19 protein-coding genes and 2 tRNA genes are annotated in these 23,420 nt (G+C 68.1%); 10 read left to right on the forward strand and 11 right to left on the reverse strand.

Annotated features, from left to right (window positions below):
• Positions 1 to 4 precede the first annotated feature (4 nt).
• The 4 genes from ACSMFO_RS22250 to ACSMFO_RS22265 all read left to right on the forward strand — a co-directional run bounded on the left by ACSMFO_RS22250 (position 5) and on the right by ACSMFO_RS22265 (position 4,007).
• On the forward strand, positions 5 to 1,888 hold the full coding sequence (locus ACSMFO_RS22250; RefSeq protein WP_436460353.1) for a serine/threonine-protein kinase: 1,884 nt from the start codon (positions 5 to 7) through the stop codon (positions 1,886 to 1,888).
• A 9-nt stretch (positions 1,889 to 1,897) separates the two neighbouring features.
• Positions 1,898 to 3,742 (forward strand): serine/threonine-protein kinase, encoded by a 1,845-nt coding sequence (locus ACSMFO_RS22255; protein ID WP_436460354.1) that lies wholly within the window; start codon positions 1,898 to 1,900, stop codon positions 3,740 to 3,742.
• Between the two features lie 79 nt (positions 3,743 to 3,821).
• Positions 3,822 to 3,896: transfer RNA gene (locus ACSMFO_RS22260), tRNA-Val, on the forward strand.
• A 36-nt stretch (positions 3,897 to 3,932) separates the two neighbouring features.
• Positions 3,933 to 4,007: transfer RNA gene (locus tag ACSMFO_RS22265), tRNA-Val, on the forward strand.
• Between the two features lie 759 nt (positions 4,008 to 4,766).
• Here ACSMFO_RS22265 and ACSMFO_RS22270 read toward each other — a convergent pair.
• The 4 genes from ACSMFO_RS22270 to ACSMFO_RS22285 form a co-directional block, all read right to left on the reverse strand.
• The gene (locus ACSMFO_RS22270; protein ID WP_436460355.1) at positions 4,767 to 5,759 is read right to left on the reverse strand and encodes a caspase family protein; all 993 of its coding nucleotides are present in this window, start codon (positions 5,757 to 5,759) and stop codon (positions 4,767 to 4,769) included.
• Between the two features lie 6 nt (positions 5,760 to 5,765).
• Complete coding sequence (locus ACSMFO_RS22275; protein ID WP_436460356.1) at positions 5,766 to 6,137, reverse strand: TIR domain-containing protein; 372 nt, start codon at positions 6,135 to 6,137, stop codon at positions 5,766 to 5,768.
• A gap of 547 nt (positions 6,138 to 6,684) precedes the next feature.
• A complete protein-coding gene (locus tag ACSMFO_RS22280; RefSeq protein ID WP_436460357.1) occupies positions 6,685 to 7,098 on the reverse strand; it encodes a hypothetical protein in 414 nt (137 codons plus the stop codon).
• 711 nt (positions 7,099 to 7,809) lie between these two features.
• Positions 7,810 to 8,394 carry a TetR/AcrR family transcriptional regulator gene (locus tag ACSMFO_RS22285; protein ID WP_436460358.1) on the reverse strand — a complete coding sequence of 195 codons (585 nt, stop codon included), beginning with the start codon at positions 8,392 to 8,394 and terminating at the stop codon, positions 7,810 to 7,812.
• Positions 8,395 to 8,482: 88 nt separating this feature from the next.
• Between ACSMFO_RS22285 and ACSMFO_RS22290 the strand changes: the two genes are divergently transcribed.
• Positions 8,483 to 8,902: a VOC family protein gene (locus ACSMFO_RS22290; protein ID WP_436460359.1), complete on the forward strand. Its 420-nt coding sequence runs from the start codon at positions 8,483 to 8,485 to the stop codon at positions 8,900 to 8,902.
• Positions 8,903 to 8,936: 34 nt separating this feature from the next.
• Here the strand turns inward: ACSMFO_RS22290 and shbA are convergent, their stop codons facing one another.
• The 6 genes from shbA to ACSMFO_RS22320 form a co-directional block, all read right to left on the reverse strand.
• Entirely contained in the window at positions 8,937 to 9,509 is a 573-nt protein-coding gene (shbA, locus tag ACSMFO_RS22295) for an RNA polymerase sigma factor ShbA (RefSeq protein WP_436460436.1), read from the reverse strand.
• 157 nt (positions 9,510 to 9,666) lie between these two features.
• A complete protein-coding gene (locus tag ACSMFO_RS22300; RefSeq protein ID WP_360130398.1) occupies positions 9,667 to 10,191 on the reverse strand; it encodes an RNA polymerase sigma factor in 525 nt (174 codons plus the stop codon).
• Positions 10,192 to 10,264: 73 nt separating this feature from the next.
• Positions 10,265 to 11,758 carry an MFS transporter gene (locus tag ACSMFO_RS22305; protein ID WP_436460360.1) on the reverse strand — a complete coding sequence of 498 codons (1,494 nt, stop codon included), beginning with the start codon at positions 11,756 to 11,758 and terminating at the stop codon, positions 10,265 to 10,267.
• A complete protein-coding gene (locus ACSMFO_RS22310) occupies positions 11,755 to 15,951 on the reverse strand; it encodes a beta-ketoacyl synthase N-terminal-like domain-containing protein (protein WP_436460361.1) in 4,197 nt (1,398 codons plus the stop codon). The genes ACSMFO_RS22305 and ACSMFO_RS22310 overlap by 4 nt, the downstream gene beginning before the upstream one ends.
• Positions 15,948 to 17,684, reverse strand: a complete 1,737-nt coding sequence (locus ACSMFO_RS22315) for a fatty acyl-AMP ligase (protein WP_436460362.1) — start codon at positions 17,682 to 17,684, stop codon at positions 15,948 to 15,950. The genes ACSMFO_RS22310 and ACSMFO_RS22315 overlap by 4 nt, the downstream gene beginning before the upstream one ends.
• A gap of 37 nt (positions 17,685 to 17,721) precedes the next feature.
• A complete protein-coding gene (locus ACSMFO_RS22320) occupies positions 17,722 to 18,381 on the reverse strand; it encodes a hypothetical protein (RefSeq protein WP_436460363.1) in 660 nt (219 codons plus the stop codon).
• 447 nt (positions 18,382 to 18,828) lie between these two features.
• Between ACSMFO_RS22320 and ACSMFO_RS22325 the strand changes: the two genes are divergently transcribed.
• The 5 genes from ACSMFO_RS22325 to ACSMFO_RS22345 are packed head-to-tail and all read left to right on the forward strand — an operon-like array spanning position 18,829 to position 22,750.
• Complete coding sequence (locus ACSMFO_RS22325) at positions 18,829 to 19,866, forward strand: alpha/beta hydrolase (RefSeq protein WP_436460364.1); 1,038 nt, start codon at positions 18,829 to 18,831, stop codon at positions 19,864 to 19,866.
• Entirely contained in the window at positions 19,863 to 20,696 is an 834-nt protein-coding gene (locus tag ACSMFO_RS22330) for an SDR family NAD(P)-dependent oxidoreductase (protein WP_436460365.1), read from the forward strand. The genes ACSMFO_RS22325 and ACSMFO_RS22330 overlap by 4 nt, the downstream gene beginning before the upstream one ends.
• The gene (locus ACSMFO_RS22335) at positions 20,693 to 21,919 is read left to right on the forward strand and encodes a glycosyltransferase (RefSeq protein ID WP_436460366.1); all 1,227 of its coding nucleotides are present in this window, start codon (positions 20,693 to 20,695) and stop codon (positions 21,917 to 21,919) included. The genes ACSMFO_RS22330 and ACSMFO_RS22335 overlap by 4 nt, the downstream gene beginning before the upstream one ends.
• A 28-nt stretch (positions 21,920 to 21,947) precedes the next feature.
• Complete coding sequence (locus ACSMFO_RS22340) at positions 21,948 to 22,322, forward strand: hypothetical protein (protein WP_378413059.1); 375 nt, start codon at positions 21,948 to 21,950, stop codon at positions 22,320 to 22,322.
• On the forward strand, positions 22,319 to 22,750 hold the full coding sequence (locus ACSMFO_RS22345; protein ID WP_436460367.1) for a MarR family winged helix-turn-helix transcriptional regulator: 432 nt from the start codon (positions 22,319 to 22,321) through the stop codon (positions 22,748 to 22,750). The genes ACSMFO_RS22340 and ACSMFO_RS22345 overlap by 4 nt, the downstream gene beginning before the upstream one ends.
• On the opposite strand, the gene ACSMFO_RS22350 is transcribed toward ACSMFO_RS22345, so the two are convergent.
• Positions 22,716 to 23,156 carry an SRPBCC family protein gene (locus ACSMFO_RS22350; protein WP_360130370.1) on the reverse strand — a complete coding sequence of 147 codons (441 nt, stop codon included), beginning with the start codon at positions 23,154 to 23,156 and terminating at the stop codon, positions 22,716 to 22,718. The two genes, ACSMFO_RS22345 and ACSMFO_RS22350, sit on opposite strands and share 35 nt — an antisense overlap.
• Positions 23,157 to 23,420: the final 264 nt, after the last annotated feature.

Raw genomic sequence — 23,420 nt, forward strand, 5'->3', positions numbered from 1 at the left:
CTTCGTGAAGCCGTTGAACACCGGCGAACCCACCGGCGTGGGGCGCTACCGGGTGTTCGCCGCGCTCGGCGAGGGCGGGATGGGCCGGGTGCTGCTCGGGACCTCCTCCGACGGGCGCCTGGTCGCGATCAAACAGGTCCATCCCGGTTTCGCGCACGACCCCGGCTTCCGCGAGCGGTTCCGCCGGGAGGTCGAAACCTCCCGCCTGGTGTCCGGTGCGTACACCGCGCCGGTCATGGACGCCGACCCGAACGCGCCGACACCGTGGCTGGCCTCGGTGTTCGTACCGGGACCGGCCTTGTCCGAGGCCGTCTCCGCCGGCGGTCCATTGCCGCCGATGGCGGTACGGCATCTCGCCGCCGGGCTCGCGCTGGCGCTCGGCGACATCCACCGGGCCGGGCTGATCCACCGCGACCTGAAGCCGAGCAACGTCATCCTCACCGGCGACGGTCCCCGGGTGATCGACTTCGGCATCGCCCGCGCCGTCGAAGGCGACTCCGAACTCACGCACACCGGCGCCGTCATCGGTTCGCCCGGGTTCATGTCGCCGGAACAGGCCGAGGGCAAGCCGCTGACCCCGGCGAGCGACATGTTCTCGTTCGGCGCGCTGCTGGTGATGGCCGCGACCGGAACGAATCCCTTCACCGGGACGTCCACCCCGCACACCTTGTACAACGTCGTCCACGTCCACCCCGATCTGCGGCACCTCGCGCCCGAGCTGCGGCAGATCGTCGAGCCGTGCCTGGCGAAGAACCCGGCGGACCGGCCGTCCCCGGCCTGGGTACTGGAGCGGCTGGGCCCGATCCCGCCGGTCACCAGCCCGTGGCCGCCGGTGGTGTCGCACCTCATCGCGTCGCAACAGGCCGAGGTGCGGCGGCTGCTGAACCCGCCACCGCAGAAGCGATCCCGACGTGGCCTGTACGCGGGGCTCGCCGCGGCCGGCGTCGTGCTGCTCGTCGGTGGCGTCGTCACGGCGGTCTCCCTGTCCTCGGACGATCCGCCGCCGGCGGCCGTCGCGCCGAGTTCGCCGCCGCAACCGGACGAGCCGATCGCCACTCCGGTCAACCAGGACCCGCTCGGCCCGGACAACCTGCGCCGGGTCGACCTGTGCAAGGTCCTGAACGGACGCGACGTGCCCGGGTTCGGCAAGCTCAGCACCAAGATCGACATACAGTTCGATTCGTGCACGTACTCTTCGCCCGCGGGCAAATGGCTGGAGCTCGCGATCGGCGGCGACCTGGTCGAAGGCGAAGCGGGCGGCGAGCTGGAAGGGCTTCCGTTGCGGATCAAGGGATCCGACGACGCGTGCGCGGTCGCCGTCCCGGTCTCCGGCCTGCCGAACACGAAGCTCACCGTCGACGTGAATTCGATGTCCACAAAGGACGCCGCGTGTTCGGTGGTGAAGGCCGCGCTCGCCGACGCGGTCAAGCGGATCCGGGCAGGCGGCCAGGAACGCGAGCTCCCCGCCGGGACGCTGGCGCCGCTGGACCCGTGCGCGCTGGTCGGCCCCGTGACGACGGACCGGCTGATCGGCCCGGTCGTCGAAACGATCCGCGAACATCTGCACCAGTGCCGGTACGACGCGGCGGGCAGTGTCCGGCTGAGCCTCGTGCGGGCGTACCCGCCGGTCCAGTCGAAGGACTCGTACTACACGGGGACCGCCACCCTGGATCTCGGCGGCGCCAAGGTGTACCTGGCGAAGAAGGACGACGGCATCGCCCGCTCCAGCTGTTCGCTGACCTGGCAGCATCGGTCCGTCAGCGACCGCGACGGGGAGAACGTCGAGCTGACCGTCGGCACCAGTGGTACGAAGATGACCGCCGACGAAGCCTGCGAGAAGGCCAAGGCCTTCGCCGGGGTGCTGCTGCAGAAACTTCCGAAACCCTAGGGCTGGTCAGTGAAACCGTTGAACCCCGGCGAACCCCGGCAGATCGGCCCGTACCGGATCATCGCCGAACTCGGCGAAGGCGGGATGGGCCGCGTCGTGCTCGGCCTGGCTCCGGACGGCAGGCTCGTCGCGGTCAAACAGCTGCACGCCCAATTCGCGCACGACCCGCGTTTCCGTGAGCGGTTCCGGCGCGAGGTCGCCACGTCGCGGCTGGTCTCCGGCGCCTACACGGCCGCGGTGATGGACGCCGACGCGGAAGCGGAAACCCCGTGGCTCGCCTCGGTCTTCGTCACGGGACCGTCCTTGAAGGAGGCCGTGGACGCGGCCGGACCGCTGCCCGCCGAGTCGGTGCGGCTGCTGGCGTCCGGGCTCGCCGCGGCGCTGACCGAGATCCACCGTGCCGGGCTGATCCACCGGGACCTGAAACCCAGCAACATCATTCTGACGAGTGACGGCCCGAGGGTGATCGACTTCGGCATCGCGCGGGTGGCGGAGGAGGCGCAGGACCTCACCGGGACGGGCGCGATCATCGGCTCGCCCGCGTTCATGTCCCCGGAACAGGCGGGCAGCGGGCAGATCACCGGCGCGAGCGACGTGTTCTCCCTCGGCGCGATCCTGGTCATGGCCGCGACCGGCCGCGGCCCGTTCACCGGCCCGACCGCGCCGCAAACGCTGTATAACGTCGTGCACGGCGCGGCGGATTTCAGCGTCGTCCCGGACGAGATCCGGCAGCTCGCCGAACCGTGCCTGGCCAAGGATCCCGCGCGGAGGCCGACCCCGGAACAGATCCTGGACTTCCTCGGCCCCGTGCCGCCCGGTGCTGCGCCCTGGCCGCCGGCCGTGCACGCGCGGATCCGCCAGCAGGACAACGAGGTGCGTTCAGTGCTGGCGCTGCCGCTGCCGATCTGGCGGCCGCCGCCCAAGAAGATGGCGCCCCGGACGAAGAAGATCCTGTTCGGCTCGCTCGCCGCGGTCGTCCTGCTCGTCGTGGCCGGGATGGTCGCGCTCGGCCTCGCGATCGCCGAGCACGCCAAACCCGAGAATCCCGGGGTCACCTCGCTGTCGGCGAACGATGCGCTCGCAGCGGAACGTCTGCGGCTGGTGGATCCGTGCAAGGTGCTCGCGGGCCGGTTCGTGCAGGAATTCGGCACCCTGAAACCGGAAACGAGCCCGATCTATCCGGCCCGCTGCAAGTACACCGGACTCAAGGGCGTCAGCTTCGAACTGCGGCTCGGCGAAGGGGTGAGTACCAGCAGCGTCGAACGGACGGAGCGCACGGCCGAAGGGCTGCCGTTGCTGCGCAGCACGATCAGCGGCGGCTGCGATTCGGTCGTGCAGCTGCCGTCGGACCGGCGGCTCGGCGTCGTCGTCTCCCATCCGGGGCGGGAGGGCGATCCCTGCAAGGCCGCCGACGACATGCTGAGCGCCGCGCTCACCCGGCTGCGTACGCACGAGGTCGATCGCGCCGGTGACCCGGCGAGCATCCTGCCGCTCGACCCGTGCGCGGTCGCCGATCCGGCGGTACTCGGCAGGACCATGCCCAACACGCAGCCCGCCCCGCGGACGTTGCGGATCTGCGAGTGGGTGGGCGGCGGGGACACGCTGACCGTCGAACTGCAGCGAGGCGCCTACGCGCCGGAGGGATCGCCGGTCGACCTCGGCAGCGGTGTCACCGGTGACATGCGAGAGTTCGGCGGCTCGAACTGCGCCGTCACCTGGCAGCATCGGCCGCTGCCGGACCGCGAGGTCGAACACGTCGCCGTCCGGCTCCTGGCGCGCGAGGGGAGCGGAAGCCCTTGCGGCCGGGCGAAGGAGATCGCGGGCTCGGTCGCGTCCCGCCTGCCGAAACCCTGAGCCTCGCGGATGGGTAACCCCCTGTGAGGCCCCGAAAACGGGGTCCGCTAAGCTATCGCCAGTACGAACGAAACACCACGCGCGTTTAGCTCAGCGGGAGAGCGCTTCCCTGACACGGAAGAGGTCACTGGTTCAATCCCAGTATCGCGCACCAGGTTCGCTTCCTCCGGTGGACCGAAGTTCGTACCAAGGGCGATTAGCTCAGGGGGAGAGCGCTTCGTTCACACCGAAGAGGTCACTGGTTCGATCCCAGTATCGCCCACCAAAGCGGCCCTATTCGAACCAATGTCCGAAAGGACGGCGGTGAGTAGTTCCGCTTCGGTCATACCGTCAAACGAGACTCCACCCTCCGGGGTGGGGTCTCGTTTGCTGTTGGGGCCGGTGTGGTGACGGCCGTATACGTCGAGCCAGAGGCGCTACCTACTTCGACCAAGCCGTCGACCCCTTCACTGAGGCTGTGACGTCCAACACGTACATCGGCGCTCTGCCCGTCTGGGTCATGAGCATCGAGTTCGAGGGTGGCAAACACCAACTTGGCATAGCCTTCTTGACACTGTGCTACACGTTGGTAAAAGCGTTGCAGGTTGGCCAGCAGTTAACTCCTGAAGGGTGGAGTGCGTTCATTGGCGGAGTCGAAGATGGAGAATTTCGACGTCCGTGACTTTGACTGGCCTGCTGAGGGTGTCGCTGAGACGGCAGCGAACACCTTCAGCAGGCAGCGTGAAAATAACAAAAATTACTGCTCGTCCAAAGCTTGAGCGATCACGTGCAGGTACCGTTGAACCTGTTCACGGTCGCTCTCTTTCTCATCGTCTGATAGTTCGGCATACGGTGTTTCCATCTGTTTCGCCCAGCGTTCGACGAACTCGCGGGGGATCGTAAGGGATCCGTCAGAGTCCTGAATGCACTTTGAGTGAAGATACCGTTGCCAGTGCGACCATCGCTCGTGTTCGATGGCGGCGAGGTGCTCTAGTAACTCTCTATTTGCTAAAGTGCTCGACGGATTTGCCGGTTTATTCGACATTCAGATGAGTCCCTCGTCCACGAGCTTCCAATAGTGCTGGCCAAGCACTGTCAGCTTACATGACTTGCTACCCATTGCGGCGTGCCACATATGCGGGGCATCGACAGGGCGAACGAGGTTGACTCGAACGAAGTTCTGCAACTTGCGAAACGTTACTGTGTTGACTTCGTCCGGGGGTGGGATCGACGGATCGGCGAGCTGGTCGGGTGACCTTTCTGGCTCATACGATGGATCCAGCAGGAAATTATGGTCGGGTGTCGGGAAATGAGTTGTCAGCGATTGTAGTTCTATGAGCGATATTGGCGGCTCGGTTTTGCGCAAAGACACGAAAGTCTTCACGTTCGTCTTGAAGACGGGTCGTTGCGCCCATGGCCCCAATGATTGATCGATGTGCGCGTAGACACTTCCCGGTGTTACGTCTCCCACGAGGTTCGCCGCCGCTCCGTTGAGGGCGTCTACAAGTAGACTAGTGAAAACTCCTGCGCCACCACCGGACACCTCAAGTGAGTATTGATTCGCAGTCGAGGCGGTGAGAATGGTTGTCCCGCTTGAAATTTCGGCTATTTTCGTCGCGATCGTATTATTGCCTGCAACGCCGCTGTGGCAACTGTCAAGAATCACCACCTTATTTTTGGCTGCAGACTGGTTTGCGAGCGTCATGACCTCTGACAAGGCGAGGCCGTCGTCCCCGCTCGTGCAGTCACTCGCGCACAAGAATCCGCCGGTGTCCTCAATGTAGCCATGCCCTGCAAAGTAGAACAGCGCGATATCTGAGTCGTCTGAGAAGAGTTCTCGAACAGCTTCCTTGAGTTCTTTTTTTGAAACAGGCTGGTCGGGGCCAGTGCCGGTATGGATTTGTGGGGCTGTAAAGTTCAATGTTCCGTCGGCGTTGCGTTCGAGAACGGCCTTTACGGCGTGGGCATCGTTTACGCAGCCGGTCAGCCCGCCTATGTTCGCGTAGTAGTCGATTCCCACGATGAGCGCTTTACGCATATAGGCCTACAGTGAGTCGATGAAGTTGCTGATATTTGCGTCGCTCCAAGCAGTGGTGGCCACACCGGCAATGTTGGTTCGGTCGTTCGTGTATGCCCAGATGCCACGTATCTTCTTACCCTCCTCCCGTGCGCACTGGATTTCCCACTTTTGCCCACTGGACGTAAGGGAGTTCTTGCTCACGAGGACGATCACCCCGTGTGATCGCTTAATTCGGGTACGAACCCTTTCCTTCCACTCGGTCGCGTATGGCTCCTTCACGGACATGTCAATAAAATCATATGGCGAGCGCGGGTGAAGTGACTGACCTTTGAGGAAGTCTCGTTGCGTCTCGTCCTCGATGGCGAACGCAACGAAAATAACTTTCCGGTCGGGCATGATGTCTCCTCGGGTGCGAGCGGGCGGAGCTGTGCTCAACGTCGTCGTGTTGGCCTTCTGTCCTGCTGTGGAAGGTGTTGGGCTGAAGATCGCATCGTGCCTGCCCAGCGTTACGGGCTGAGATAACACTATGGAGTCGACTTGCAAGAGAGTGGAACACATCTGTGATGAGGGCTGCCAGGGGCCGCCTGAACTTGCCGACTGGTGGTGTCTGCGTGCCCCTCTCGTATGCGGCTTGCAAGAATGATAAATGTAAATCTGAGCGAGCTACTACTCGTCGAGTGATCACTCAGCGTATTTCCTATGTCGAGCCAAAGTTCTTTGGGATTCCGTTCTCCACCTCAGGATCTGGGCCGAGATCTTCGATAATATGAAGTACGCGAGAATCGCATACGCTCTCGAAGTCTGAATGAAAGTTGAGATGCGTAAGGTTGACGCCAGATTGAATATGTGTAAATCGCCCAGAGTGGACCTGGTCTTTTATTTCAATGAAACAGTTCCGAATTGAGTCCGGAATCCCATGCATGCTTGAGAAAACTGTAAATCATTAGTGATTGGTTGTCCATTCTTCGTGTAGGATTGTGCCCTGTTCGCTCACGATCATGTGAAGGTGCTGCCCGCGCCTCCCCGGGTCTATGACAATAATATCGGTCGTGTAAGAGTCTGTATTGCGGCTGTAGCCATTCTTGACGAGTACTTTGATGCCGTCTTGCTCAAACTGTGTATCTCTGCCTTGTTGTGCCATAGACTCTCGCAACACTCTTTGGATTGCATTATTTGCGACAGTACGGATTTGGGTACGTCGCGCGAGTTCTTTTCGGCCTGCTGTCATTCGTTCGGCGCGTTGAGAAACTGATGTTATGTCGGAAGGCCGACCAAGTAGTTCGCAGCCGATTTCGAAGGTGAGCTTGGCATCGTCCCAGTTCTCCTTCTGGCGGCGAAAGATATCCTTGAATCCCATTTCGGGCTCCCTTGTACGATGGAAATCGGTTGGTAATCTCTAGTGAGTTTGAGGTCAGCTTTTTGTGGGCCGACGCGACCGTCCTGCGCGGGCGATGCATATGGCCTCCTCTCTCTGCGTGCGTAATCACCTCCTGGGGTTGATAGCACGTTCAGTCGACAACCAGGCCTGGGGCGTTACGGCTCGATGGGGTAGGCAACCTCTAAGTGTCCCGAGCGTGCTCGGTACCCGGGTTGTCATGGACTGGCCGTCGACACTGGTGTGGATCTAAGTGGCACTCCGCGGAAACTGCTTCCGCGCCCCACGTCGCCGGAGCAGCTTCTTGACGGTGGTCTCACCTAGGTCATACTTTTTGGCGAGTGCTTTGGCGGTCGCCCCTGGCAGGTAGGCGTTCACGAGGGCTTCGAGTTCTGCTGTCGAGAGTCGGTCAACCACTCGCCAGCGTTTCCATCGCTACCCTGCGTGACGGAATGGCTTTTAGGGGAATCCGGCGCATCGTTGTGGATCATGTGCAACGTTTTGACCAGCGGGTTTAAGAGATACTGCCGGTTCGCATACCGGTGACAGAGCACCACCGCAGTAAAGGCCCCACCCGGCACTGGGTGGGGCCTTTTGCGTTGTGCCCGGACACGTAACTCGTCTGATTGGACGCCGAACTCGATGATCTGGCCCGAATCACGCGAGTTCCGTCTCTGAGCGCGCGAGTTCGGCTTAGCGGAGCGCTTCGATCATCGGGGTCAGGGTGTCCATGGTCGCGGCGAGGTCGGACTTCGGGTCGGGGGAGTGGGCGAGCCAGACGGCGGCCTCGTTCATCGCGCCGGAAAGCAGGCGTACCAACGGTTCGACGGGCCGCTTCGCTAGGACGCCCTCGGTCATCAGGCCGGTCAGGGCTTCGGCGAGATGCCGGGCGGACGACTCCGCGTCCATTTCGCGCCAGTCCTGCCAGCCGACCACCGACGGACCGTCCAGCAGCATGATCTGCTGCGTTTCTGGATCGGTCGCGGCGGTGAGGAACGCGCGGCAGCCGGCGAGCAGTCCGGCCCACGAGTCCGGCGCGGCGTCCGCGGCCCGCGCGATCTGCTCGCCGACGTCGTGCTGCACGACGCCGAGTACGTGCCGGAACAGCTCCGCCTTGCTGCTGAAGTGGTGGTAGAGCGCGCCTTTGCTGACGCCGGCGGTCTGCGCGATGGTCTCCAGGCCGACCTTGCCGTACCCGTGCTCGGCGAACAGCCGCCGGGCGGTGGCGGTCAACGCCTCCATCGTCTCTTCGCGCTGCTGCTGTTTCGTGCGGGCCATGCCCGGATCTTGACATACCGACCGTCGGTTGGCTAACTTCGATAAAACAAACCGACGGTCGGTATTGTTCACGAGACAAGGCGGCACCATGCGTCTGACCAGCTTCTATCCCGTTCTCATGACCGAGAAGATCGCCGAGACACGGGACTTCTACCGCGATCACTTCGGCTTCAAGCTCACCTTCGAAGCCGACTGGTACGTCAGCCTGAAACGCGGTGAGTGGGAGCTCGCGATCCTCGCCCCGGGGCACGACACCATTCCCGGCGGAGCGGGCAAACCCGTGCAGGGACTGTTGCTGAACTTCGAGGTCGAAGACGTCGACGCCGAGCACCGGCGGCTGGTCGGAGAGGCCGGGCTGCCCGAGGCGCTTTCCCTGCGCAGCGAGGAGTTCGGGCAGCGGCACTTCATCGTCGCCGACCCCAACGGCGTCCTGATCGACGTGATCCAGGAGATCCCGCCGACCGGGGAGTTCGCCGGGCAGTTCACCGACGAGGCGCGCCCGAGCTGACGCCTGGCCGGGCGAAGGACGCCCGGGTGGTCGCTCAGATCACCTCCTCAGCGGCCAGAACCTTACGTAGGCGCGCGAGGGCGCGATGCTGGGCCACCCGGACGGCGCCGGGGGTGGACCCCACGGCCTCTGCCGTCTCTTCGGCGGACAATCCCACGACAACCCGCAGGACCACGATCTCACGCTGTTTGTCGGGAAGGACGCGCAGCAGCTGCGACATGCGCTCGTTCAGCTCGCCTTGGAGAGCACGCTGCTCGGGACCGACGCCGCCCTCGACCTCGTCGGGGACTTCGGCGACCGGCTCGGCGCGGTTGCGGGCCGCGGCGCGATGCGCGTCGGCCACCTTGTGCTGGGCGATCCCGTAGACGAAGGCCAGGAACGGGCGGCCCTGATCACGGTACGAAGGCAATGCCGTGAGCACCGCGAGACACACCTCCTGAGCAACGTCGTCTGCGGAAGCGAACGAACGCTCCTGCCTGCCAACCCGAGCGCGGCAGTACCGCACTACCAAAGGACGGATGGCCGCCAGCAACCGCTCGACCGCTTGAGGATCACCCTCAACAGCGGCAGCGACCGGGATGCTTTCGACGTCGCTGCGGCTAGGCACTTTCGATACGGGGCTCGTTTGACCTGCGGCGATCAACTGGCGCGTCAGCGCGCGACTTTTGACCTGTGCCAAGGTCTTGTCGAGATCCAAGCTACGACTGAGGGAGTCATTGAAGGCATCACTGGCCTGGGACAGCCAGGTCGGCACGTTGCGGGTATCAGTCACTGTTGCCTCCTTCTGTCAGGTCCTGTGCCGGTCTCTGTTGCCCATAGAGCCGCTCAAGTCGTTTGCGGGCGTGGCGAAGGTTGGATCTGACTGTCACGGTCGACAGGCCTAGGTGATCAGCGATCTGTGTCGGGGAGAAACCGTCGAGTGCCCAAACGATGACGTCACGTTGCCGCGTCGGAAGTTGATTCACCAAGCTCGCGACCCATGCGGTCTCCTCCAGAAAGGAGATCAATCGCTCGGTCTCTCGATCCAGAGGCTGAGACCAATCACCCTTGACCGCGCGGCGTACACCCTCTTCTGTTCGCTGTAGCTGCGCTCTGGCGATCCGGGGTGCGGCCTTGCGCACCCAAGCACGTGGGTGGTCAAGACTGCTCCAGCGTTCGAAGGCTTGGACCATCGCATCCGCGGCGGCGTCCTTCGCGGTCTCGAGATCGAAGCCCGCCTTGCACAGGAATCCCACCAGCTGTGCGAAGTCGTGCTTGAAGAACTCGTCGAAGTCCGAGTACTCGTTCACCGAACATCACCACTCCCTCCCCTACGGTCGTATCTCACCAGTAGGTGCAGCGAGAGTGCTCGTTCGTGCAACGTCAGGACGCGCGGTTGCGGATTTTGGCGGAGAGCACGGCCACCACGAACGCCCCACAAGCGACGGCCGCCGACACCTGAAGTCCCGCGGTGCAGGCGGCTTTCGCGGCGTCGAGCAATTCGTCGGCTGAATGCGACGTGAGGCCTGATGCGGCCGCCTCCGCTTGAGCCGGTCCCGACAGAGCGAGCGCCCGCGCCGGTTCGGGCACGCCGGCCGGGACGGTCAGATGGCCCGCGTACACGGCAGCGGCCACGGAACCGAACACCGTCGTCCCGAAACCGGCGCCCAGTTCGTAGCCGGTCTTCTCCACGGCCGCGGCGCCGCCGGCCTGGTCCGCCGACGTCGCCGAGAGCAGGGTGTCGGTGCTCGACGTGAGCGCGAGCGCCATCCCCAGGCCCAGCCCCGTCAGCCCGGCACCCAGCAGCACCGGCGAAGTCAGCGCGGCCGGACCCGCCGCCGGGACCAGCAACGAGACCGCCGCCACCGCGAACCCGGCCGTCCGGACCCGGGCGTTGCCGAAGCGTCCCAGCAGGGACGGGGTCACGACACTTCCGACGGCCGACGCGCCCAATACGAGCAGCAGCCGGCCCGCGGCCGCCGTGGGCGATAGGCCGAGCACCACCTGCAGGTATTGGGCGAACAGCAGGCCGAGCCCGACGAGTGTGCTCATCACCAGCAGCACCCCGCCGACAGCGGCCCGCACGCCCGGCCGCCGGAACAGGGCGAGGTCCAGCAGCGGCGGATCGGTCCGGCGCTGGCGGCGCAGGAACAGTCCGATGAGGACACATCCGGTCAGGCCCGAGGCGACGGCCGTGGTCCAGGCGCCCGGATGCCCGACGGCGAAAGCGATCCCGAGGACACCACCCGCCGCGAGCGCCGCACTGACCGCGTCCCACGGCCGCCGCCCGGGTGGGTTCCGGGGGAGCCACCGCAGCGCCAGGATGACCGCCGCCAGGATCACCGGCGGATTCAGCAGGAACGTGGCCCGCCAGCCCCACACCTCGACGAGCACGCCGCCGAGGATCGGCCCGAACACCGAGCCGGTGCCCGCGATCCCGCTGCACACCGCGATCGCCGTCCGGCGACGCCGCTGATCCGGGAACAGTTCGCGGAGCAGCGACATCGTCACCGGCATGATCATCGCGCCGCCGCAGCCGAGCAGCGCGCGACAGCCCAGCAGCACCGGGACGTTCGGCGCGAACGCGCAGCCGAGCGACGCGATCCCGAACACGACGTACCCGGCGACCAGTACGCGCCGCCGCCCGTACCGGTCGCCGAGGGTGCCGAACGGCAGCAGCAGCGGCGCGGCGGTCAGCGGGTAGATCGCCACGATCCACACCTGAGCCGCCGCGCCCGGGCGCAGCTGCCGGACGAGGTCGGGCAACGCGACGTGCAGCACGGTCGCGTCGACCGCCACGAGGAAGAGCCCGGCGCCGAGTACCGCCAAAAGCGGCCAGGCGCGGTCGACCGCTCGCTCGGCCCGGGCCGTGGTCACAGGAGTTCCGTCAGATGCCTCGCCACGACATCGACGTGGGGCGGGTCGACCACCGACAGGTGATGCGCCTCGACCGGCACGATCTCCAGCTCCGGGCACAGGTCCGCCCAGCCCGCCGCGAGATCCGTGCGCGAATACCGCGGTTCCATTGCCAGCCCCGCCGCGTACTGCTCGGTCGCCCGGTAGAGCACGACGCGCCCGCCGTAGTGACGGGGCGTGCCGCGTTCGGCCGCCAACGTGTCCAAAAAGGACTGACGCTGGTGCCGGAGGACACCGGGGCTGAGCAAGCCCGCTTCGGCGACCCGCCGCATGGTCAGCTCGATCTGCTCCTCTTCGGGCAGCGGTGCGAGCTCCTCATGACCGAGCCGCACTTCGCGGCCGTAGGTCCCCTCGACGTACCCGGTGAAGCGCAGGAACCGCCGGGCGGACGACGCCCTCGCGTCGAGATCCGGCTCCGGAAGCGGGAGCATCGTGTCGATCAGCGCGACGAACTCGACCTCCTCGCCTTCGTCGGCGAGCCGGGCGGCGACGCCATACGCCAGTGCCCCGCCGAACGACCAGCCCGCCAGCCGGTACGGCCGGTCGCGACGTTGTTCCCGCACCAACGGCAGCAACTGCTCGACCCGGTCTTCGATGCTGACACCGGGAACGCGTTCGAACCCGACGCACGGCACACCGGTGGGCAGCCGCTCCAGCAGCGGCCGGTACACGGTGCAGGTGCTGCCACCAGGGTGGAACAGCAGCAACGGCGCGACTCCGGCCTCGCCGGGCGCGAGGACGTGCACCGGCCCCCGCTCCTCCCGCGTGTCGAGGACCGCGCGGGCGACGTCGGCGATGGCCGCGAGCGTGTCGTGCCGACGGAGTTCGGCGGCGTCGACGGGCGTGGCGAGTTCCGTGCTGAGTCCCTCGGCGAGCAACTCGGCCAGCCGATCCGGTGCGGCCGTCTCGGTCAGCCGGACGTGCGTTCCGGCCGCTTCGGTGCCGGTGTGTTCCTGCCACAGACGCAGGACCAGCCGGTCCGCCGCGTCCCAGGCGCGACCGCGCGACGGCAGCGGCTCCTCGTTCTCGCGGGGCGCGAGATCGCGGCTGAGATCAGCGAGCGTGGCGCCGCGGAGCACGGCTGCCGAGTCGGGTTCCGTGCCGAACTCCCGGCGGACGGCCTCGCGGATCCGGTTCGCCATCAGGGAATCCAGCCCGAGTTCCACCAGCGGGACATGGGCGTCGAGGCGGTCGGGCCGCAGCCCCATCACGGCGGCGACGATCTCGGTGAGCCGGTCGCCTCCGCCGCTGCGCACCGGTTCGGGATCCGGCGTGCGGGTCGCGAACGACGGTGCTTCCTCAGTGGAGGTGTACCAGTGGCGTTCGTGCCGCCACGGCATCGGCGGGACGTCGACCAGCCGGGCGCCGTCGTCCGGATCGGCGGTGGTGATCCGGGTGCCCGCGCAGTACAGCTCGGCCGCGGCGGCGCCCAGCGCGCGGACCTCGTCCTGGCCCCGGCGCAGGGTTCCGGTGACGAGCGCGTCGTCGATCCCCTCGGCTTCGAGCGTCCGCGCCACCGAACCCCGCAGGATCGGATGCGGCGACACTTCGAGGAACACGCGGTGCCCGTCCGCGGCGGCGGCCGCCACGGCCTGCCGGAACCGCACCGGACGCCGCAGATGCGCGGCCCAGTACCCGGCGTCGAAATCCGGTAGCTCCCGCGGATCGGTCAGCACCGTGTCGTACCAAGGCACCGTCGGACGACGGCCGCCCAGTTCGACGAGCGCCTCCCGGAGCGCGGGCAGCACCGGGTCGACACGGGCGGAATGCCCGGCGACCTCGACCGGCAGCCGACGCGCCCGCAGCCCGGCGGCTTCGAGCTCCGCGACCAGGAGATCGAGCACGGTCGCGTCCCCGGCCACGGTCAGCTGCCCCGGCGCGGATTCGACGGCGAGCTCGATGTCCGGGTACAGGTCCAGCTCTTCGGGCGCCAGTTCGACCGCCGCCATCGCGCCACCCGGCCCGATGGTGCCCAGGAGCCGGGCCCTGGTCGCGACCAGGTGGACGGCCTCGTCGGGGGTGAGCACGCCGCTCACCACGGCGGCCGCCGCGGAGCCGAGGGAGTGCCCGACGACGGCCGCGGGCCGGACGCCGAGCGCCTCCCACTGGGCGGCGAGCGCGATCTGTGTGCCGAAGATGGCCGTCTGGGTTTCGGGCAGGGACAAGGGATCCCCGCTGGTGAGCAGGGCGCGCAGCGAGCGACCGGTGTGCTCGGTGAACAGGTCGTGGAGCTTGTCGACCTGGGCGGCGAACGCGGGTTCGGCGGCCAGCAGTCCCTGCCCCATACCCGGCCACTGCGAGCCGTGACCGGAGAACACGAACACCGGGCCGTCGGTGCTCCGGGTGGTGCCGGTGACCGCGCCCGCGGGCAGCGGATCGGCGCCGGAACCGACGGCGCGCAGCAGCTCGGCCAGCTCGGCCGTGTCCCCGGCGACGACGGCGGCGCGGTGCGGACCGCCGTTGTCGCGGCGGGCGAGCGTATGGGTGACGTCGGCGAGGGAAAGCGACGGCGTGGCTTCCAGCCAGTTCGCCAGCTGTGTCGCGCGTTCGGTGAGACGGTCGTGGGTGCGGGCGGACAGCAGTCCGATGCGGACGTCGCCGCGGTCCGGGACCGGCTCCGGCGGCGGCGCCTGTTCGAGGACGACGTGCGCGTTGGTCCCGCCGAAACCGAACGCGGACACACCCGCCGTGGCCCGCCCGGACCGGCGCGGCCACGGCGTCGGTTCGGTCACCACCTTCAGGCGCAGGTCGTCGAACGGGATATGCGGGTTGGGCGCGGTGAAGTGCAGCTGAGGCGGCAGTTCGTCCCGGGTCATCGCGAGGACGACCTTGATCAGCCCGGCGATCCCCGCCGCCGCCTCGGCGTGCGCGATGTTCGTCTTCACCGAGCCGATCAGCAGCGGTGCGTCGGCGGGGCGGTCCTTGCCGAGCACGGCACCGAGCGAGCGGGCCTCGATCGGGTCGCCCAGCAACGTGCCGGTGCCGTGCGCCTCGACGTAGTCCACAGTGGACGGATCGAGCCGGGCGCCGTGGTACGCCGTGCGCAACATGTCCTGCTGTGCGAGGGGATTCGGCGCCGCCATGCCTTGTGACCGGCCGTCGGAGTTGACCGCGGTGGAGCGGATCACCGCCAGCACCCGGTCCCCGTCGTACTCGGCGTCCGCCAGCCGCTTGAGCACGACGACACCGCAGCCCTCGGCACGCGCGATACCGTCGGCGTCCGCGGCGAACGTCTTGCACCGGCCGTTCTCGGCGAGCAGCCCCGCCGCGGCGAACGCGGCCGTCGGTCCGGGCAGGAGCATGAGGTTCACCCCGCCCGCCAAGGCCAGATCCGCCTCGCCGTCGCGCAGCGCGCGCACCGCGTGGTGCACCGCGACCAGCGACGAGGAGCAGGCGGTGTCCACTGCCATACTAGGCCCGCGCAGGTCGTAGACGTAGGAGAGCCGGTTGGCCGCGATGCTCCCGGCCGCGCCGGTGGCGGTCCACAGATCCACACCGCCGCCCGCCATCGTGAGGTGGCCGTAGTCGTGGGTCGAGATCCCGGTGAACACGCCGGTCCGGCTGCCGCGCAGAGAAGCCGGGGCGATTCCGGCGTGTTCCAACGCGGCCCACGCGACTTCCAGGAGCATCCGCTGTTGCGGGTCCATTGTGGACGCTTCACGGGGGGTGATGCCGAAGTGGTCCGCGTCGAACCCGGCAACGTCGTCGAGGAATCCGCCGACGATCGGTGCCGCGTCGGCGCTCCACCGGCCCGGCGGTGCGGTCCGGACGGCGTCCCGGCCACTGCGCAGCAGCTCCCAGAACTCGTCGAGTCCGTCCGCGCCCGGCCAGCGGCAGCCGAGGCCGACGACGGCGATCGGATCGGTCCGGCGACGGTCGGTGCCCGCCGGTTCGGGTTCGGGCTCGGCGCCGCCGGTGAGCGAGCGGGCCAGGTGGTCGATGGTCGGGCTCTCCCACAGCAGGGTGGCCGGGAGCGGTGTGCCGAGCAGGTCTTCGAGATCGGCGGCGATACCGACGGCCTGGCGGGAGGACAGGCCGTAGTCGCTGAGCGGGCGGTCGGCTTCGAGCCGGGCCGCGTCGACGCCGGTGTGCCCGGCGACCGTGTCCAGCAGCCAGCGGCGCAGCGTGGGGGTGTCGAACGACGGGTTTCTCATCGCACCAAGGCCTTTCCGTAATCGCCGGCGAGGTAACGGTCGCGGCAGGCGCTCCGCGCGATCTTGCCGCTGGAGGTCCGCGGGACCAGGCCCGCCGGGACGAGCACGACGTCGCGCAGCGCGAGGCCGTGCGCGTCGGAAACGAGCCGCCGGACCGCCACGGCGAGCGCCTGCTCGTCCTCGGTGGTCAGCGCGCTGTGGCCGCGGTGCTCGGCGACGACGACCGCGGCTTCGGTGTCGGTGCCTTCGACGGCGAACGCGGCGACACTGCCGGGGCGGATGTCACGGTCGGCCGAGGCCGCCGTCGCTTCGACGTCCTGCGGGTAGTGGTTGCGGCCGTCGACGATGAGCAGATCCTTGATCCGGCCCGCGATGTAGACCTCGCCGTCGTACCGGACGCCGAGGTCACCGGTGCGCAACCAAGGGCCGGTCGGCAGCCCCTCGTGATCGCCGGTCAGCCTGGCGCCGAACGTTTCGGTGCTCTCCAAGGGTTTCTGCCAGTAGCCGGTGCCGACATTGGGGCCGTGGACCCAGATCTCGCCGACCGAACCGTCCTTCAACGCGACGCCGGTTTCCGGATCGACCAGCGCGACCCGCTGACCCACCGGGACACCGCAGGCGACCAGCTTGAGACCGTCGTCCGACGGCCGTGCCGTGCCGTCGCCCAGCGCGGCGCGGTCGAACGTGGTGACCCGTGGTGGGACGCCGGGACCGGTGGTGACGAACACGGTCGCCTCGGCCAGCCCGTACGCGGGCCTGGTCTTGTCCGGGGTGTACCCGACTTCGGCGAAAGTGTCGTGGAACCGGTCAAGCACGCCGGGGTTGATCGGCTCGGCGCCGTTGACGATCGCGGCGACCCGGTCGAGACGGAGCTTGGCGCGGTCTTCCTCGCGCACCCGGCTCGCGGCGTAGTGGAACGCGAAGTTCGGGGCGGCGCTCCAGCTCCCGTTGTGGTCGCCGAGCAGTTCCAGCCAGCGCACCGGACGCTCGATGAAGGCCAGCGGATCCATCAGCACCGATCGCATGCCCATCGCCAGCGGCGTGATCAAGCCGAGCACCAGACCCATGTCGTGGAACAGCGGCAGCCACGACACCGTGGTCCCCGTCGGCGCGATTCCGAGCCCGTGGACCGCCTGGCTGACATTGGCGAGCACGTTCGCGTGGGTCAGCACCACGCCGGCCGGGCTGCGCGTCGAACCGGAGGTGTATTGCAGGTACGCCACGTCGTCCGGCGCCGGGGCAGGGGCGGGCCAGGCGCGGACGGGTCCCGTCTTGTCGGCCGCGACGACCGTGACGTGCTCGCCGCCGGGCAGGCCGGTGAGGAACTCGCGGACGGCGTCCTCGGCCGCGGCGGTGGTGATCACCGCGGTGGGGGAGCAGTCGGTCAGTACCGCGGCGAGCCGCCCGGCGTGCCCGGGCAGTCCGGGATCGAACAGCGGCACGGCGATCGCGCCCGCGGTGATCGCGCCGAGGAAGGCGACGACGTAATCGGTGCTCTGCGGGCAGAGGATCGCCACCCGGTCGCCGGCCCGGACGGGCAGCGCGCTCGCGACGGCGTCGACGCGGTCCTTGAGTTGTTTCCACGTCAGCGTCCGCCGTCGCCCGGCGCGATCGGTCGCGAAGTCGGTGAAGGTGACCGCAGGCCGGTCGCCGTCGGTGTCCGCCCAATGCCGCAGGCAGTCGGGGAGGGTGGGGCCGGCCGTGGCGGGCAGGTTTTCGGGGGCCAGGGACATGACGTCTCCTCGGGGGATCGGCGGGTGGTGCGGGGGATCAGCGGCCGAGCGGACCGGCGGCGTGCCGCCAGGCGTCGACGGCGAGCGCGTCGAGATCGAGGCCGGTGGTCCCGGCGTCACGAAGCACGACCAGCACGTCGTCGGCGGCGATGGCGACGGTGCGCAGACGCAGTCCCGGCAGCTCGGGGGGCTGCCCGGGGAGCGTCAGGAGTTGTTCGTAGGAAAGGGTTTTCGCGCCTGGCACGACAGGAGCCGGGTGGACGGTGACGGTCGACACCGCGGTACCGGCCGCGTCGTCGACCGTCACCTTCGAGCACCGCCCGGCCTGCGCGGCCCAGGCCGCCAGATCGGGTGGGTTCGTCATGCGGGCGACCAGTTCGGAGACCTGGCCGCCGGGGACGGCGGACTGGAAGCCCTGGCCGGCGGCGCCGTCGCCGACCAGCCTGCCGTGGACGACGTCTTCGCAACCGCCGACGTCGACCCTGCTCTCTCGACGGTTCGAGGTGGACAGTGCCGAGGCCACGTCGAAACCGTCGCGCGCGGACGCGTGCGGGACGGTTTCCGGTGGCAGCAGGGCGGCCTCCGGAACGGTGGGCGGAGGCGGTGCGGGCGCGGCCTGAATCGATTCTCCAGGCGTGCCGGAAATGGTCGCGACCGCGGCGGCGGACACGACGAGTGCGCGAATTCGGGCAGCCATGAATAGCCCTTTCGGAAGGGTCCGTGGGGAGGTTTGGTCCCTTCGGTGGGACGCGGGCGCCGGGGTCGCGTCGGGGAACGCCGAACCCGGGCGGCACGACGAAGGCTACGACGGGAAATCGAATACCGGAAGGCGTCAAGAGAACGTAAATGTCCTTCGTGTACAGGACGTGACCTGCGTTTTCCGGACTTTTCGCTGGTGTGCGAGCTGATCTGGTACTCCCGTGCCACAGTCGCTCACCGTCCGTGAGTGATGGGTCACCCGACTGGGGGAGGTCGATGGTTTTCTTGTTTCCCTGGCATTCATATTGTCCTCCCGGATTGTGGGCAGGACAATTGCGCGGAAGCGGCCCGTCCGCTTAACGTGTCGCCACCGCTGATTTTCTTTCTCGGGTAATCGCCGTCACATTTTCGAATTCTGTCGAACGACCGGGACAAAGGATTACGTATGCGCAATACTTCGAGGCGGCTGTGGGCGGTCGCGGCCGTCATCTTCCTGCTGCCGGGCGTCGTCGCGGCCCCGGCGCAGGCCGAGAGCGGTGTCCCGGACGCCAGGGCCGACGACGGCTCGCACGTCGTGGCCCAGACCACTGTGGACGGTGATCCGCGGATGCTGGACCTCACCGTGCGCTCGGTCGGCGTCGGGAGTTACGCGATGGTCCGGCTGATCCTGCCGTCGGGATGGGCCGCCGAACCGCAACGGAAGTGGCCGGCGGTGTACCTGCTCGCCGGGGAGACACGGCTGCAGGACTATCGCGGCTGGACCGCCAACACCGACATCCGGAAGCTCGCCGACGACTCCGGCGCGCTGGTGGTGATGCCGGGCTCCGGTTCGGCGGGGTTCTTTTCCGACTGGTGGAATTACGGCAAGAACGTCGTGCTCAATCAATGGGAGACCTTCACCGCCGTCGAGATCCCGCAGCTGATCGATCGCGGCTATCGCGGGGACGGTCGCCGAGTGGCGGCGGGGCTGTCACTCGGCGGCTACGGTGCGGTCGAACTCGCCGCCCGGCGGCCGGGGGTGTTCCGGTTCGCCGGGTCGTTCAGCGGCAACCTCAACCCCACGGGTCCGTACGGCGAGCTGCTGACCAGTGCGATCGTCGCTTCCGCCCGGCAAGACCCCGAAGCGCTCTGGGGTGACCGTCGTCGAGAGGCGTCGCGCTGGGACGCGCACGACCCGCTGGTGAACGCCGACCGCCTGCGTGGCACCGAGCTGTACCTGTCGACGGGCAACGGCCTCCCGGGGCCGTTCGACGGCAAGCTCCCGATCGACGTGCTGCCCGGCGCCATGCTGCTCGAATTCCTCTGCTCCGGGCAGACCACCGCGATGGCCGACCGGCTGAACCGGCTCGGTGTCCCGGTCATGACGGACTTCTACGGGGCGGGCACGCATCATTGGGCGTACTGGCAGGACCAGTTGCACAAGACGTGGCCGCGGATGCTGCGTGCCCTCGCCGCGCCGGTGAAGGCGGGGGAGGCGTCGTGACCCGTCCGTCCTTTGTGGTCACCGGGGCGTCGAGCGGGATCGGCCGGGCTTGCGTGGCCGAACTCGTCCGGCGGGACGCCCACGTCTGGGCCAGTGTCCGCACCGACGCGGATGAAACGGACCTCGCGCGGACCTTCGGCGAGGCGGTCACCGTGCTGCGGATGGATCTGCGGGATCCGGCGTCGATCGCGGACTGCGGGGAGAAGGTCGCGGCGGCGGGCCCGTTGCGGGGACTGGTGAACAACGCCGGGATGGCCCGGCCAGGACCGTTGGAACATGTCCCGCTCGACGATTTCCGGCAGCAGCTGGAGGTCAACGTCACCGGTCAGCTGGCCGTCACGCAGGCGATGCTGCCCGCGCTGCGCGCCGCGACCGGTGCCAGGGTCGTCACGGTCGGGTCGATGGGCGGGCGGATCGCGGGGCCGATGGTCGGGCCGTATCACACGTCGAAGTTCGCCTTGGTCGGGTTGACCGACAGCCTGCGCGCCGAGCTGGCCCCGTCCGGGATCGGCGTCGTCCTCGTCGAACCCGGCGCCGTCGCCACCTCGATCTGGCCGCGTGCCCGCGTCGCCGCCGAAGAAGTGCGTGCCGCACTGCCGGAAGCCGCGCGGGAAAGGTATGCGGCGCAACTGGACGAGGCCGAGCGCAGCGCTGAGCGGTCCGCGCGGAACGGTGTGCCGCCCGAGCGGGCGGCACGGGTCGTGGTCCACGCGCTGACCGCACGCCGCTTCGCGCCGAGGTATCTGGTGGGCAGGGACGCGCGGATCGCCGCCGTGCTGGCGAACCTGCCGTTCCGGCTCCGTTACCGGCTGACGGCGGCGAAGCGATGAGCCGGCGCGTCGTGATCGTCGCTCCCGGCTCGCGGGGCGACGTCCAGCCGTGCATCGCCTTGGGGCGTGGTCTCGACGGCGATCGGGTGCGGGTGCTGGCGGCCGAACGGTTCCGGACCCTGGTGACCTCGCACGGCCTGGATTTCGCGCCGCTCTCGGCCGATCCCGCGGAGATCCTCGGTTCGGACGGCGGACGCGAATGGACGGAGGGGCGCACGTCCGCGACCTTCCTGCGCGGGTTACGCGGCGCGCTGGCCCCGGTGATGGAGCGCCTGCTGGCCGACGTCCACGAGGGATCGGCGGGAGCGGACCTCGTACTCGCCCCGACGCTGGGATTCCTCGGCGCGCATCTGGGCGCGTCGCTCGGCGTTCCCGACGTCGAACTGCACTACCAGCCCAGCGTGCCCACGGGGGCCTTCGCGCATCCGCTGGTGCCGTGGGCGGCCAAGACCGGGCCGTGCGGCAGGCGGCTGAGCTTCCGCGCCGTCGACACCGTCGCGTGGCAGGTGCTGCGGCCGGAGGTGGACAGATGGCGCGAGCGGTCACTCGGCCTGCCCTCGGCCGGTTTGCGCGGGCCACGACGGACGGAAACTCCGGTGCTGTGCGGGTTTTCCGACGCCGTGGTGCCCCGGCCGAAGGACTGGCCCGCGCGGGTCCACGTCACCGGCTACTGGTTCCTTGAGGCGCCCGCCGCCTGGCGGCCGGACCCGCGCCTGAGGGATTTCCTCGCGTCCGGGCCGCCTCCGGTGTACGTCGGTTTCGGCAGCATGCGGCCGTCGGAGGCGGAGCGGACGTTCACGGCCGTCCGCACGGCGTTGCGCCGCGTGGGGTTGCGCGGCCTGCTCGGTACCGATGCCGGAGCAGGCGACGACGATCTGCTGACCGTCGGGGACGTTCCGCACGCGTGGCTGTTCCCGCGCGCCGCGGCGGTGGTGCACCACGGTGGCGCGGGCACGACCGCGGCCGCGTTGCGCGCGGGCGTTCCCTCACTGGTCTGCCCGGTCTTCTCCGACCAGCCGTACTGGGGCGACCGGGTCTTCCGGCTCGGCGCCGGGCCGCGTCCACTGCCGCTGCGGGAGCTGACCGCGGACTCGCTGACCGCGCGGCTGCTGGAGCTGTCCGGCAACCTCCTGTTCCGTCGCGGCGCGCAGTACGTCGCGGCGCGGCTGCGTGAGGAGGACGGGGTGGCGCGGGCTCGGCAGGTGCTCCGGGAGGTGGGCTAAGTGTATGCGTTTCGCATATAGTTGAGCCATGGAACTCGAGACGGCGATCAACGAATGGCACGAGAGCGTCAACGAAGGCGATCTGAGGCGATCGGCGGCCGCGGTCGGGGATCCCGTCGTCGTCCTCGGGCCGAAGGGCGCCGGGCCGATCACGTCCGCGCAGTTCGCCGACTGGGTGGATCGGTCGGGGATCAGGCTGAAGCCGCGATCGTGGCATCCGGTCAGCGATCGCCTGATGGTGGTGGAGGAGGACGCGACCTGGCCCGAAAGCGCGGGGCCGACGCGGGTGGCGACCGTGTTCCGGGTGGGCGGCGGCAAGGTCACCGCGGCGCTCCGGCTGCCCGATCTGAAGTCCGCGCTCGAACTGGCGTACATCTGCCGCGAGATGGCGGCGACCGAATGAGCACCCAAGGTCCTGGTCAGGCGCTGTTCGCCTTCGTCCGGCACTGGTCGCGCCGGACGGCGGCCGTCGCCGATCAGGGCCGTCTCGTCCTCGTCGGCGAGGCGGTCCACTCTCTCGCCGAGCGCAGGGCCGAGACGACGGTGAACGCGATCGCCGTCGAGATCGGCCTCGACCAGAGCGGCGCGTCTCGGCTGGTGAAGGCCGCGATCGAAGCGGGTCATCTGGCCATGGAGGCCTCGCGGAGCGATGGGCGCCGTCGTGAAGTTTCGCTGACGGCGGCGGGCCGGACCATGCTCGACCAGGCACACCGCTGGCAGGAACAGGTTTTCGATCAGCTCACCGACGGATGGAGCGAGAAACGGCGAAGCGAGTTTCAGCGGGCCATGAGCGATCTCATCGACCGCTCGCGTCTGCTACATGCTCCGTGAGGCGGCCGAAGCAGGACTGCCAGCCTTCGACGTGGCTGTCGCGCTCCGCCACGGTCTCGAAGATCGCTTGGTGGAACGACATTTCCGTCTTGCCGTCGAGGTCGAAGAAGTCGACCGTGACGAGGGTGTCGTGCCCGCGGAAGCCTTCCGGCTCCTCCCAGGCGAAGCTGAAGACGAGCCGCTCCGGCGGGACGATCTCGTGGTAGACGCCTGACATCCACAGCACGGTCTCGCCGTCGCTGATGCAGGTGCGCCACTTGCCGCCCTCGGTGAGGTTGACGGTGCAGGACCTGCTGGTGAAGCCGGCCGGGCCCCACCACTGGGCGAGATGGTCGGGATCGGTCCACACGCGGAAGACGAGCTCGCGCGGCGCGTCGAGGAGACGGGTGATCGTCAGGTCGGTCATCGTGGTTCTCTTCCGCAGGTATTCAACCAAGAGGTTAATCAATGTCCTGGTTGAACTCTAGTGGAGTTGTCAACCTGTGGACGAGGTGGCGGGTCGGGGTAGCGCCGGTCGCGGAGTTCGATGACGTCGGACGCTCGCCGCGGCACGGTCGAGTGTGGAGGATTTGGGACGTTGAGCGTCCCGAATCCTCCACACTCGGGCCGCCTGGCCCTTGATCAACGGAGGATTGGGGACACTCAGCGTCCCGAATCCTCCGTTGATCAA

The sequence above is a fragment of the Amycolatopsis sp. w19 genome (assembly GCF_051373225.1).
GTDB lineage: Bacteria > Actinomycetota > Actinomycetes > Mycobacteriales > Pseudonocardiaceae > Amycolatopsis > Amycolatopsis japonica.

Bases quoted from the DNA above. Each gene is read 5' to 3' on its own strand.
- ACSMFO_RS22270 (WP_436460355.1), bottom strand. From the start codon at position 5,759: ATGCGTAAAGCGCTCATCGTGGGAATCGACTACTACGCGAACATAGGC.
- ACSMFO_RS22275 (WP_436460356.1), bottom strand. From the start codon at position 6,137: ATGCCCGACCGGAAAGTTATTTTCGTTGCGTTCGCCATCGAGGACGAG.
- ACSMFO_RS22280 (WP_436460357.1), bottom strand. From the start codon at position 7,098: ATGGGATTCAAGGATATCTTTCGCCGCCAGAAGGAGAACTGGGACGAT.
- ACSMFO_RS22285 (WP_436460358.1), bottom strand. From the start codon at position 8,394: ATGGCCCGCACGAAACAGCAGCAGCGCGAAGAGACGATGGAGGCGTTG.
- ACSMFO_RS22290 (WP_436460359.1), top strand. From the start codon at position 8,483: ATGCGTCTGACCAGCTTCTATCCCGTTCTCATGACCGAGAAGATCGCC.
- ACSMFO_RS22310 (WP_436460361.1), bottom strand. From the start codon at position 15,951: ATGAGAAACCCGTCGTTCGACACCCCCACGCTGCGCCGCTGGCTGCTG.
- ACSMFO_RS22315 (WP_436460362.1), bottom strand. From the start codon at position 17,684: ATGTCCCTGGCCCCCGAAAACCTGCCCGCCACGGCCGGCCCCACCCTC.
- ACSMFO_RS22320 (WP_436460363.1), bottom strand. From the start codon at position 18,381: ATGGCTGCCCGAATTCGCGCACTCGTCGTGTCCGCCGCCGCGGTCGCG.
- ACSMFO_RS22325 (WP_436460364.1), top strand. From the start codon at position 18,829: ATGCGCAATACTTCGAGGCGGCTGTGGGCGGTCGCGGCCGTCATCTTC.
- ACSMFO_RS22335 (WP_436460366.1), top strand. From the start codon at position 20,693: ATGAGCCGGCGCGTCGTGATCGTCGCTCCCGGCTCGCGGGGCGACGTC.
- ACSMFO_RS22340 (WP_378413059.1), top strand. From the start codon at position 21,948: ATGGAACTCGAGACGGCGATCAACGAATGGCACGAGAGCGTCAACGAA.
- ACSMFO_RS22345 (WP_436460367.1), top strand. From the start codon at position 22,319: ATGAGCACCCAAGGTCCTGGTCAGGCGCTGTTCGCCTTCGTCCGGCAC.
- ACSMFO_RS22350 (WP_360130370.1), bottom strand. From the start codon at position 23,156: ATGACCGACCTGACGATCACCCGTCTCCTCGACGCGCCGCGCGAGCTC.